This is a genomic window from Cystobacter fuscus (genome assembly GCF_044360685.1).
Lineage (GTDB): Bacteria > Myxococcota > Myxococcia > Myxococcales > Myxococcaceae > Cystobacter > Cystobacter fuscus_C.
Genome location: NZ_CP043491.1, coordinates 7,730,160 through 7,742,782 on the forward strand (window position 1 = coordinate 7,730,160; position 12,623 = coordinate 7,742,782).

The following is a 12,623-nucleotide window of genomic DNA, read 5'->3' on the forward strand; positions in this document are numbered from 1 at the left end:
CTTCGGCCGAGTCGACCTCCTGATAACCTTCGTGGGACTCGGAGAGCCCCACCATGTCCTGGCGCACGGTCTTCTTCATCGCCCTCCTCTTGCCGCTGACCCCCCAGGCAGTGGCCCAGGAGGCTCGTCCGGCTGGAAAGTCCGTGCTCCTGCTCCTCCCCGAGGACACGGCGCTGCCCGCCATGGCGATGCTCGTCGCCAGCCTCCGCTCTTCCTTGTGGGAAACCGGGGACGGCCCGATCACCTTGGATGTCGAGAGCCTGGATCTCGGCTGGGCGAGCCGGCCTGAACACACACGGGCCCTGCGGACCTGGTATCTGACCAAGTACCGGGAGCGTCGGCCGGATGCACTCATCACCTTCCGCACCGACGCCATCCAGCTGACCCTGGAGCTGCGCCAGGAGCTGTGGCCGGACATCCCGGTCATCGTCCTCTCCGAGGACGAGCGGCTCTGGGAAAAGCACCCTCGCCCGGAGCGGGTGGCGGGCCTCTTGCTGCATTACGACATGAGGGCCACCGCGGAGCTGGCCTTGCAGCTGCTGCCCGACACGCGGAGGCTGGCGCTCATCAACGGTGCCAGCCCCTGGGAGCGCGCTGAGCAGGAGCGGATGCTGCGAGACCTGCGGCCCCTGATGGCGCAGCGGGGGCTGGAGTTCATCGACCTGACCGGCCTGCCGCTGGCCGAGCTGCTCGAGCGCGCGAGGACCCTGCCGGCCGACACCACGGTCCTCACCTTCACCTTCATCACCGATCCCAGCGGGAGACCCTTCGTGGGGCGCGAGGTCGCACGCCTGTTGCTCTCCGCCAGCAACCGGCCCTGCTTCGCCCTCCACGACACCGTCCTGGGTCTGGGGTTCGTCGGCGGAGCACTCGTCAGCTACGAGGCCGTGGGCCAACAGCTGGGCCTGCTCACCTCCCGCGTATTGCGCGGGGAGCAGGAGGAATTCCTCGCACCCCTGAAGCGGGCCCCCGTGGACACGCGGACGGTCGATACCCGCGCGCTGCGGCGCTGGGGCATCCCCCGCGATCGGGTGCCTCCCGGGGTGCGGCTCGCCTTCGACGAGCCCACGCTCTGGGAGCGCTACCGCTGGTGGGTCCTGGGGGCCCTGACGCTCAGCGGCCTGCAGGCGCTGGTGGCCGGGGGGCTCGTGGTGGAGCGCCGCCGCCGCATCCGTGCCCAGGCCGAGCTCCTCGAGCGCCAACGCCTGGAGAAGCTCGCGGAGATGGAGGCGCGTCGAACCCTGGATCAGCTCGCCCACGTGAGCCGGGTGGCCGCCCTGGGCGAGCTGGCCGCCTCACTGGCTCATGAGCTCAACCAGCCCCTGGCCGCCATCCTCAGCAACGCCCAGGCCGCACGCCGCCTGCTGAACGCCACCCCCGCCCAGCTGGACGAGGTGCGCGAGGCCCTCGGGGACATCATCTCCGACGACAAGCGCGCGGGCGAAGTCATTCACCGCATGCGCGCGCTGCTCAAGCGAGGAGAGCCCCGGCAGGAGCTCCACTCGCTCAATGACCTGGTGCGCGAGGTGGCGCGCCTGCTGACCAACGAGATGCACCTGCGCGGCGTGACCCTGCAACTGGCGCTGGCCCCGTCGCTGCCCGCCGTCCAGGGGGACGGAATCCAGCTCCAACAGGTGGTGCTCAACCTGCTCATCAACGCCCTGGATGCCATGGCCGATGTCCCCGCGGGCCAGCGCCAGCTCCAGGTCCGCACCGCCTCGCCAGGCCCGGGGCGGGTGGAGCTGAGCGTGCAGGACTCGGGAGGGGGGATCGAGCCATCGCGGCTGGCCCTCGTCTTCGAGCCCTTCTACTCCACCAAGGAGAACGGGCTGGGGATGGGGCTGTCCATCAGCCGCTCCATCGTCGAGGCGCACGGCGGCCAGTTGCAAGCCGAGAGCCATCCAGGGCAGGGGGCTCTGCTACGGTTCGTGCTTCCCGCGGCGCACACGGAGTCCTCGCCATGACACAAGCCCCCGCCACCATCTTCCTCGTGGACGACGATGAGTCCGTGCTGCGGGGGCTGGGGCGGCTGCTGCGAGCCGCCGGCCATGCCACGAAGCCCTTCGCCTCGCCCTCCGAGTTCCTCGCGCAGCTGTCCGGGGACACGCCGGGCTGCGCCGTGCTGGACCTGCGGATGCCGGGGCTGAACGGGCTGGAGCTGCAGCAGGCCATGGAGTCCAGGAACTGCCACCTGCCTGTCATCTTCATCTCCGGCCACGGGGATGTGCCGGCCAGCGTCAGGGCCATGAAGGCCGGCGCCGTGGACTTCCTCCTGAAGCCCTTTGATGAGCAACAACTGCTGGGAGCCATCTCCGAGGCCTTGCGCAAGGACGCGGCGGTCCGCGCGGACCGCGCCGAGACCGCCGCGCTGCAGGCCCGTCATGCCGTCCTCACTCCCCGCGAGCGCGAGGTCTGCGCGCTGGTGGCCCAGGGGCTGACCAACAAGGAGGTCGCCCAGCGACTGGGCACCACCGAGAAGACCATCAAGGTGCACCGCGCCCGCGTCATCCAGAAGCTAGACGTGGACTCGGTGGCGGAGCTGGTGCGGTTGGTGGACCGGCTGGGCCTGGGCTGAGCCCGCGCGGTGTAAGTACTAGGTCCAATATCCACTTCCCGACATTCAAAGTAGAGAGCGAAGCGCACGCTGGCCGTCTCCAGCGGAGCCTGGTGTGCGTCACGGGGTGCCGGCGACTGCTCGAACCCGGGCGGCGCCGCCATCTTTGGGGAGGAGAGTTCATGTCCTATTTGCTTTCGAGGTGGCTCGCGGCGCCAGCCACCGCATTGCGCGCCGGACTGGTGCTTGGACTGACTGCCAGCATCCTCGCCGCTTGTAACCCACCGCCGGTGGCCCAAGACGGCACCCTCGAGACGGCGGAAGACACATCCCTCGAGGTGCACCTGCCGGCCAGCGGCAACGGAGCACTCACTTTCAGCATCGTCGACGCGCCGGACCACGGCACGCTGAGTGAGATCAGCGCCAATGGCCTCGTCACCTACACCCCCGGCGCCGACTACAACGGCGAAGATGCCTTCACCTTCCGCGCCACCAACCGCGAGGGCCAAAGCGCCCAGGCCACGGTGACCCTCACCATCACGCCCGTGAACGACACGCCCACCCTCTCCTCGGTGGCCAACCAGGGCATCACCGCTGGCAGCTCGACCGGCGACCTGGCCTTCACCGTGGGCGACGTGGAGACCGCCGCCGACAGCCTCACGGTCACCGCCACTTCCTCCAATACCGACCTGGTGCCCAACGACCCCGGCCATCTCGTCCTCGGCGGCTCCGGATCCAGCCGCACCCTCAACGTCGTCTCCGCCGCCGGCGCCAGCGGCTCCACCACCATCACCCTCTCGGTGAGTGACGGCTCCGCCACCACCTCCACCACCTTCGCGGTCGACGTCACCCGTCTCGCGAGCCTCTACTGGGTGACTGCCGCCAAGTCGCTGTGGAGGGTTGACGTGAACGGCACGAATGCCATTGAGCTCCGGACCGGCATCAGCGGGGCAGCGTCCGTCGCCACCGACCCGGTCACCCGTACCATCTTCTACTCCCGCGACAGCGCAATCGTTCGAGCGGACAGTGATGGGGCGAACCCGGTCGATATCGTGGCGAACGGAGGCTATCCCTCCGGGCTGGCAGTCGATTCGACGAACCGCAAGCTGTACTGGTCCGACTTCAACGGGAAACGGGTCATGCGCGCCGAGCTGGACGGCGGCAATCCAACGCAGGTCGTCGGCGGCATCGATAGCCCGTCCGCCATCGCGTTCGATGTCCCGAGCGGCAAGGTGTATGTCATTACCTACAACAACACCAGGCTCGTACGATTCAATCTCGATGGGACCAGCCTGGAGACCATCGGCTCGGGCCTGGGCGGCCAGGGCGTGGGCCTGGCGGTCGACTCGAGCGGCGGGAAGGTGTACTACTCGACCCGCGGCAACAGTATCTATGTCGCCAACCTGGACGGCTCCAACGCCACCCCCCTGGTGACCAACCAGACCACAGTGCACGGGATTGCCATCGATGTCACGGCCGGGCGGCTGTATTGGGCGGATTGGCTGGGTGAAGTGCTCCGGAGCGCCAAGCTGGCCGACGGCGGCGATATCCAGGACGTGAGCTCGGGCAGCGGCAGGAACCTGGGTCTGGCATGGATGCCCGCGCCGTAGCCAGGAAGCATCGGAAGGTTTGAAGGCCCGTTGAGAGGTGGCGGACTGGGCTGGGGCGGCTGGTGGACCGGCTGGGCCTGGGCCGAGCCCGCGCGGTGTAAGCACTAGGTCCAATATCCATGACCTGACATTCCGAGTATGGGTAGACTGACTGCTGGCCATCTGGGCCTTTCCTCACCATGAACCCAGAGCCACTTCGCATGAAAAACCTACCTATCTCCCTTCTCGCTTTCTGCTTGGCGCTGGCAGTCAATGGCTGCCGCTGCGCTCCATCTCCATCAGACGATTTCTCGCTCCGTGTCGTCCTCGCGGAGACCAGCCTCCCCGCGGGGATGAAGACCACCGCGAAGGCCCAGCGCGTCTATGACGATGGCCGCGTCGTCGACCTCGACGCCTCCACTTCACGGCAATGGACATCATCCGCTCCTCAAGTGGCCTCCGTCGAACCGCAACCGGACGGCACTGTCGAGGTGACGGCGCTCCAGCCCGGTAGCGCCATCATCACCGTCAACGCGGACGACGCCTCGGGCGAGGCCACCCTCGAGGTCACCGACGCTCGCCTCCTCTCGCTGCGGGTGTCACCCACCCCTGCCTCCGTGCCCGTGGGCCTCACGCAGCAGTTCACCGCCCAGGGCAGCTACAGCGATGGCACCACGGCCGACGTGACGAACCGCGCGACGTGGACGACGAGCAACTCCGCCATCGCCACCGTGAGCAGCACGGGCCTGGGTACCGGCGTGGCCGCGGGGGGGCCCGTCACCCTCACCGCCACCCTGGGGGGCGTGAGCGGCACGGCTCAGTTCACCATCACCCCTCCGCCGCCCGTGCTCACCTCCATCAAGCTCACCCCCGCGACGGCTTCGGTGGTCGCGGGCTCGACACAGCAGTTCACCGCCCAGGGCAGCTACAGCGACGGCACCACGGCCGACGTGACGAACCGCGCGACGTGGACGACGAGCAACTCCGCCATCGCCACCGTGAGCAGCACGGGCCTGGGCACCGGCGTGGCCGGGGGAGGGCCCGTCACCCTCACCGCCACCCTGGGAGACGTGAGCGGCACGGCTCAACTCAGCGTCACCGGGTGGACGTCCGCGGGGTCCCTCTCCACGAGCCGCTCCAACCACGCCGCCGCGCTGACCGACTCGGGCCGGGTACTCATCACGGGAGGGCGCAATGGGACGACCACCCTGAGCAGTGTGGAGTCGTACGATCCAGCGACCAACTCCTGGTCTTCAGTCCGTGCCATGGCCAATGGCCGCTTCGCTCACGCCTCCCTCTTGCTCCCCTTTGGTTACGTGCTCGTCACCGGGGGGACCGATGGGACGACCCCCCTGCGCGCCGCGGAGGTGTACGATGAAGCGACCGACTCCTGGTTCAACGCCGGCTACTTCTACGTGGGCCGCTACCATCACACCATGACGTTGCTCGCCTCGGGCAAGGTGCTCGTCACCGGCGGCACCGATGGCACCAACGCCCTGGCCACCGCGGAGGTGTACGATCCGCTCGTCAACCGCTGGGATCGGGCCAGCCCCATGGGCACCGCCCGCTTCCACCACACCGCCACCTTGCTCCCCTCTGGCAAGGTCCTCGTCTCAGGGGGGTCCAATGGCACCGGGAGCTTGAGCAGCGCCGAGTTGTACGACCCGGAAACCAATTCGTGGGCTCCAGCCGCCACCATGGTGACGAGCCATGGCCTTCACACGGCCACGCTGCTCCCCTCTGGCAAGGTGCTCATCGCAGGGGGGCAATCGCTCACCGGGCCCTCTTCCTCCGAGCTGTATGATCCAGGCACCAACAAATGGTCCGCGGCTGGCGCCATGGTCGCAGGCCGCTCCCGCCACACCGCCACACTGCTCGCTTCGGGCCAGGTGCTCGTCGTGGGGGGCGACGGCAGCAGCCATTACAACACCGCGGAGTTGTACAACCCAGCCACCTCTTCCTGGTCCGCGACCGCCTCCATGGCCGCGGCCCGCGGAACTCACACCGCGACGCTGCTTCCCTCGGGCAGGGTGCTCGTCGTGGGTGGCGAGGATGGCACCCGCCCACTTGCCACGGCGGAGGCGTACTTGCCCTGAGCGCAACGCCTCTCTGAAGGTCGCATCGAACCCGCAGGCGAGTGATTCCTCGCCTGCACTTCAGTGGCCGTATCGAAAAAATGGGTAGGGTCGAAGGAACAAGTCCTTTGACCCCTTCACCGGACACCTTCACCGGGCCTGGCGCTCTCTCGGTAGAGCCGCCGCTCGGTTTCAGTCGGTGATGAGCGCTCCGCCCTCTGCTCGAGACCAGGGCTTGATATAACAAATCGCGTGAGCGCGTCGATTACACAAACCATACAACCCCCGGGAGAGCCACAAAACAGGAAAAGGCTCACTCCGGCACGTGAATATCAGTCTTTACTGAAACGCTACGAACCAAGCACAGAGCCCAAATATACTCTTGACGTTCGCACAGGAATTCAGCTCACTTGGGTGCCCCACGGGTGCCCCACAATCAGGAGTCATCAATGCCGTTGGATCGAGACCTTCCCAAACGCGAAATCCTGCCGATCCCCGACCGTCCCTATGTCGGCCCGACGAAGTACAATGCCGCGGACCCGCAGCCTGAATTCCCTCCCCTCTTGCCGATCCGCCCGCCCGAGGGCGCCCCCAACGTCATCGTCATCCTGATCGACGATGTGGGATTCGGCGCCTCTGAAACCTTCGGGGGGCCCATCGCGACTCCGACAGCCACGGCACTCGCCAAGGGGGGCATCAAGTTCAACCGTTTCCATACGTCAGCCCTGTGCAGTCCGACGCGCGCCGCCTTGCTGACTGGCCGCAACCCCCACTCCGTCGGCATGGGTTGCATCACCGAGATGGCGACCTCGGCGCCCGGCGCCACCTCGATGATCCCCAACAGCGCCGCCTCGATCGCCAAGATACTCAAGTACAACGGCTACTCGACGGCTCAGTTCGGTAAGTGCCACGAGGTGCCCACCCGGGAAACTGGCACCACGGGGCCCTTCGACCATTGGCCCACCTACATGGGGTTCGAGAAGTTCTATGGCTTCGTGGGCGGCGAAACCAACCAGTACTACCCTACGCTCTACGATGGAACGACCTACATCGAAATGCCAGAACGTGGGGACTACCACCTGACCACGGATCTCGCCAATCAGGCCATCAAGTGGATTGAGACCCAGAAGTCCCTTGCGCCGGACAAGCCCTTCTTCATGTATTTCGCTCCAGGCGCGACCCACGCCCCCCACCAGGTCCCAGAAGAGTGGAGTAACAAGTACAGGGGGAAGTTCGACGAAGGCTGGGACAAACTGCGCGAGGCCACGTTCGAGCGCCAAATAAACCTGCACGTCATCCCGCCGCGCGCGGAACTGACACCTCCCAACGAAGGTGTTCCAGCCTGGGACACAATGCCGCCCGAGGTCCAAGATTCCCTGAAGCGCGAGATGGAAATCTACGCCGGCTTCCTCGAACATACCGACCACCAGATCGGCAGGGTGATCGAGACGCTCAAGACCCTCGAGATCTTCGAGAACACGCTCATCATCTACATCCTCGGCGACAACGGAGCGTCCGCCGAAGGCACGTTCCTCGGCACTTTCAACGAGATGATCGGCTTCAACGGCATCGAGATGACGGAGCAGGAACAGATAGATATCATCAACAATCACATAGAAGATTTCGGCACCAAGAAAGCGTATAATCACTATGCCGTCGGCTGGGCCCAGGCCATGTGCACGCCGTATCAGTGGACCAAGCAAGTCGCCAGCCACTTCGGAGGCACGCGCAACGGCATGGTCGTCCATTGGCCAAAGGTCATTACGGGGCGCGGCTTGCGACAACAGTTCACCTACGTGACCGATGTGCTTCCGACGGTCCTCGAAGCGATCGGGCTGCCGGAGCCGTTGAGCGTCGACGGAGTGCTGCAGAAACCCATCGAGGGTGTGAGCTTCTTCTACACGTTCAATGACATCCACGCGGTTGAGCGCCACAGGACCCAGTACTTCGAGATGTTTGGCAATCGTGGCATCTACCATGAAGGCTGGACTGCCGTCACCCTCCACTCGAAGCCCTGGGACTTCTACAACCTACCGGACTACGCAGACGACAAGTGGGAACTCTACTTCACGTATGCCGAGAAGCTGGAGGACAATTCCAAGCAGGACTGGACCCAGGCAAAAGACCTCGCCGCGGTCTACCCCGACAAGCTAGCGGAGCTGAAGAACCTCTTTCAGATCGAGGCGGCCCGTTACAACGTCTTCCCCCTCGACGACCGAAAGCTAGAGCGCCTGCCCCCCGCGAAGGGCGCCCTCAGCCAAAGGTACGTCGACGGTAGTTTCGTTGCCGACCCGGTCGTGATCGACAACTTCAACCGCTCTTTCGATATCACCGCACAGCTCACGGTGCCAGCCGAGCCAGCTGGGCCAGTGCAAGGCGTGATCCTCGCCCGTGGCAACGATTTTGGCGGCTTTGGCCTCTATGCCAAGAATGGAGTTCTCACTTACGTCTACAACTACCTGGGGCTCGAGATCTTCTACGTCCGTCAGGATGAGAACGCGCCTTTGCTGCCGTCGGGCACGTACCAGGTCCGCATGGAGTTCACGTACGAGGGCGGCGAGGAGACGGGCCAGGGCGGCACGGTGAAACTCTTCCGAAAAGACGGAAAAGAAGGGGCGAGCGAAGTCCAACTCGGCGAGGGCGTCATCCCGAAGACCAATCCGGTCATCTTCAACGTGGACGCCTTCCTGATGGTCGGCAACAAGACTGGCGGCCCCTTGTGCGAGGATCTCAAGGGGAACAACCGCTTCACCGGCACGGTGGACTGGGCGGAGATCAAGATAACGGGAGCACCTGGCATCAAGAGCCCCGAACATCGCCTGCACGCGCTGATGGCGATCGAGTAACCGCTCACCGACTCAGGCTGAGAGCGCAGCCTGAGCTCTGGTCGTGAATGGGAGGCGGAATGCCGCCTTCATCTCCCAGTTCGTGCCCTCCGATGTGCTCCCGGGCCAGAGCTTCCAGGCCTCGGTGACGATAAGAACCCGCACACTTCCATCAGGGGGAGTGTGCGGGCGGGGGCGAAGGGCGTTCCTCAGCGCGCGTCAGCCTACCGGACAGTCCGGAACGCCTCGCGCAGCTCGTTCGCGAACACCGCCGGCTGTTCGAAGGCGGCGAAATGCCCGCCCTTGTCCACCTCGCCCCAGTAGAGCAGGTGGGGCCACAGCGCCTCGGCCCACTTCCTGGGCGCGCGGTAGAGCTCACGCGGGAAGGTCGTCGCCGCCATGGGCAGCTCGATGCGCCCCGCCGAGAAGCCCGAGGGCTTGCCTTGTGAGTTCTGCCAGTAGATGCGCGCCGAGGAGGCCGCCGTGTCGGTCAGCCAGTACAGCGTGATGTTGTCGAGCATCTCGTCCATCGACAGGGCGTCCTCGGGATTGCCCCGGTTGTCGGTCCACGCCTGGAACTTCTCGTAGATCCACAGCGCCTGGCCCGCCGGGGAGTCCGCCAGGGCATAGCCAATCGTCTGGGGGCGAGTGGCCTGCTCCTTGAAGTAGCCGTACTGCTCGTTCGCGAAGCGCCCCGCGGCGTCGATCGCGGCCTGCTCGTCGGGCGTCGGGTGCTCCGGCAGCTTCTCCGGGAACACGAGCGGCCAGTTGACGTGCGCCGCGACCAGGCCGTCCGGGCGGAGATGGCCGAGCGCATGGGTGACTCCGGAGCCCCAATCGCCGCCTTGGGCCACCCACTTCGTGTAACCCAGCCGCTGCATCAGCACCCCCCACGCCCTGGCGATGCGCGCGATATCCCAGCCCGTCTCCGCGGGCTTGTCGGAGAAGCCAAACCCCGGGAGCGAGGGGATCACGACGTGGAAGGCATCCTCCGCCCTTCCGCCATGCCGGGTGGGCTCGGTCAGGGGGCCGATGACCTTCAGGAACTCGACGATCGAGCCCGGCCAGCCATGGGTGAGGACGATCGGCAGCGCGTTGGGATGAGGGGATTTGACGTGCAGGAAGTGGATGCCGAGCCCGTCGATCTCGGTGCGGAATTGAGGAAAGGCATTCAGCCGCGCCTCGAACTTCCGCCAATCATAACGGTCGCGCCAGTAGGAGATCAGTGCTTGTGCCTTGGCGAGCGGGACCCCTTGGGACCAGTCGTTCACCGTCTCGCGCTCGGGCCACCGCGTCGCCGCCAGCCGTCGCTTGAGATCATTCAGCGCCGCCTGGGGAATCGAGACGCGAAACGGCGTCACCTGGGGCGTGGCGGGGGCCACGGGGGCACCCGCCGCCTGGGCGATCGTCCCGCCCCCCACGGCGGCGAGGGCAGATGCTCCCGCCATCAGTCTCAGGAGATCACGGCGGGAGGGAATGCTCGGAGGGCTCTGGATGTCGTTCATGATCTGCTCCGTACCTGGGGGTGGACGCCAGTGGTGGCTACTTCAGGAAGTCCGCGAGGTAGCCGAGGGTGGCCTCGGGCTTCTCCTCGGCGATGAAGTGTCCGCTGCCCTCGACCTTGATCACGCGCAGGTCCGTGGCCTTGCCGGACAGCGTGGCCTTCAGCCACCCGAAGCCCGGACCGCCCAGGCCGAGCACCGGCATCGTCAGCTTGCCGTAGGTCCCGTCATCGACGATGTCTTGCGGAAAGGCCTGATACCAGGCGTTGCCCGCGCGGATCGCCTCGCGGCTGGCATAGGCGGCGGCGTAGACCGCGCGATCCTTCGCATCGATGGCGCTCTCGTCCTTGAGCAGATAGCGGAAGAACCATTCCTGCTCCAGGTGCTGGCGGCCCTCGAGGATCTGCTCGGGCAGGCCCTTCACCTGATGGAAGGCGAACCACCAGGCGAAGGGGTGGGCCTCGTCGATCTTGTCGCCAAAGGTGCCCACGGCCGGCAGCAGGGGCCAGGTGGCGAGCTGGGCATCCGGGTGTGGCACGTCGATCAGGACGAGCTTGCGCGTCGCCTCCGGATGGTTGGCCGCGAAGCTGAACGCGACCTGGGCACCAATGTCGTGGCCGACGAGGTCGACCTTGTCATGGCCGAGCTGGCGCACCAGCTCGAGAATGTCCCGGGCCATCGTCTTCTTGTCGTAGCCGCCGGCCGGCTTGTCGGAGCTGCCCATTCCGCGCAGGTCGACGGAGATCACCTGATGATCGCGGGCGAGCGCGGGCATGATCTTGTGGAAGGCCCACCAGGTCTGCGGCCAGCCCGGGAGCAGCACGACCGGCGAGCCCTTCCCTCCGACGACGTAATGCAGCCGCACGCCGTTGACCGTCGCCTCACCGTTGGTGAAGCCGGGCAGCGTGCGGACCAGCGCCGCGTCGGACACGGCGGCGGTCTGCTTCGGGGCGGCCTGGGCCGGGTTGGGAAGCGAAGTCGAGGAAACGAGCGCCAGGGTGGCGAGTGCGAGGAGGATCTTCATGGTGGGTTCCCGTGCCGGGTGTGAACAGTGGCGTCAGTCGGCGAGGGGCTCGCGCGGCCGGCGATGGGCAAGAGGTATCGACATGCGCACCCCCGCGAAATAGAAAGGTCCGCAAACCATCGTTGCAGGATTGTCGATGTCGAAACTGCCGGATTTCGAGGGGTTGGCGATGTTCGCCAAGGTGGCCGAGGAGCGGTCGTTCGCGGCGGCCGCGCGCGCCATGGGCCTGTCCGTCGCGACGGTCTCGCGGGGCGTCAGCCGGCTGGAGGAGCGGCTCGGCGCGCGGCTCTTCAACCGCACCTCGCGGAAGCTGGCGCTGACGGAGTTCGGGCGGACGATCGCGGAAAGCGCGAGCCGCATCTATCGCGACGCCGAGCAGGTGGAGGACTCGGCGCGGGAGCTGTCCGCCCGGCCGCGTGGACTCATCCGTCTGGCCGTGCCGATGTCCTTCGGGGTGCGCTGGGTGGCACCGCTCCTGCCGGAGTTCTTCCGTGCCTATCCGGAAGTGTCGGTCGATCTGCACCTCTCGGATGCGACCGTGGACGTGGTGGGACAGGGCTTCGACGCGGCGCTCCGGATCTCGGTGCAACTGGACCCGGCGCTGGTCGCGCGACGGCTCTGCGCGGTCTCACGCTTCATCGTCGCGGCACCGAGCTACCTGAAGCGGCACGGCCGGCCAGAGCACCCTCGCGACCTGAACAGCCGCGACTGTCTGGGTTACGCCTATCGCGCGCGCAGCGACGTCTGGCGGCTCGCCAACGCCGCCGGCGACGAGGAGACCCTCACGCCCGGCGGGCAGCTTCGTGTCACCAACGCGGATGCCCTGGTGCCCACCGTGCTCGCGGGCCTCGCCATCGCCGAGCTGCCCGAGTTCATCGCGAGCGAATACCTCCGCGACGGAAGGCTGGAGGCCATCCTGAGGGACTGGACGCTGGCGGCGGGCGGCCTCTACTTCGTCACCCCCGCGGCCCGCGTGCGCCCGGCCAAGATCGAGGCGCTCGTCGAGTTCCTCGCCGACCGCCTCGCGAAGCCCGCGTGGCGCTGGCCGCGCTGA

8 protein-coding genes are annotated in these 12,623 nt (G+C 66.6%); 6 read left to right on the forward strand and 2 right to left on the reverse strand.

Features of this window, described 5'->3' with window-relative positions:
• The first annotated feature begins 53 nt into the window (after positions 1-53).
• From F0U63_RS31585 to F0U63_RS31605, 5 genes are all read left to right on the forward strand, one after another.
• Entirely contained in the window at positions 54-1,964 is a 1,911-nt protein-coding gene (locus F0U63_RS31585; RefSeq protein WP_395835569.1) for an ATP-binding protein, read from the forward strand.
• Positions 1,961-2,575 (forward strand): response regulator transcription factor, encoded by a 615-nt coding sequence (locus F0U63_RS31590; RefSeq protein ID WP_395835571.1) that lies wholly within the window; start codon positions 1,961-1,963, stop codon positions 2,573-2,575. Before F0U63_RS31585 ends, F0U63_RS31590 begins: the two co-directional genes overlap by 4 nt.
• A gap of 161 nt (positions 2,576-2,736) precedes the next feature.
• Complete coding sequence (locus tag F0U63_RS31595) at positions 2,737-4,164, forward strand: Ig-like domain-containing protein (RefSeq protein ID WP_395835573.1); 1,428 nt, start codon at positions 2,737-2,739, stop codon at positions 4,162-4,164.
• Positions 4,165-4,496: 332 nt separating this feature from the next.
• A complete protein-coding gene (locus F0U63_RS31600) occupies positions 4,497-6,239 on the forward strand; it encodes a kelch repeat-containing protein (RefSeq protein WP_395835575.1) in 1,743 nt (580 codons plus the stop codon).
• Positions 6,240-6,667: 428 nt separating this feature from the next.
• The gene (locus F0U63_RS31605; protein ID WP_395835577.1) at positions 6,668-9,064 is read left to right on the forward strand and encodes an arylsulfatase; all 2,397 of its coding nucleotides are present in this window, start codon (positions 6,668-6,670) and stop codon (positions 9,062-9,064) included.
• Between the two features lie 203 nt (positions 9,065-9,267).
• On the opposite strand, the gene F0U63_RS31610 is transcribed toward F0U63_RS31605, so the two are convergent.
• Complete coding sequence (locus F0U63_RS31610; protein ID WP_395835579.1) at positions 9,268-10,548, reverse strand: epoxide hydrolase family protein; 1,281 nt, start codon at positions 10,546-10,548, stop codon at positions 9,268-9,270.
• Positions 10,549-10,585: 37 nt separating this feature from the next.
• On the reverse strand, positions 10,586-11,569 hold the full coding sequence (locus F0U63_RS31615) for an alpha/beta fold hydrolase (RefSeq protein WP_395835581.1): 984 nt from the start codon (positions 11,567-11,569) through the stop codon (positions 10,586-10,588).
• Positions 11,570-11,705: 136 nt separating this feature from the next.
• On the opposite strand from F0U63_RS31615, the gene F0U63_RS31620 reads away from it, so the two are divergent.
• Positions 11,706-12,623: a LysR family transcriptional regulator gene (locus tag F0U63_RS31620; RefSeq protein WP_395835583.1), complete on the forward strand. Its 918-nt coding sequence runs from the start codon at positions 11,706-11,708 to the stop codon at positions 12,621-12,623.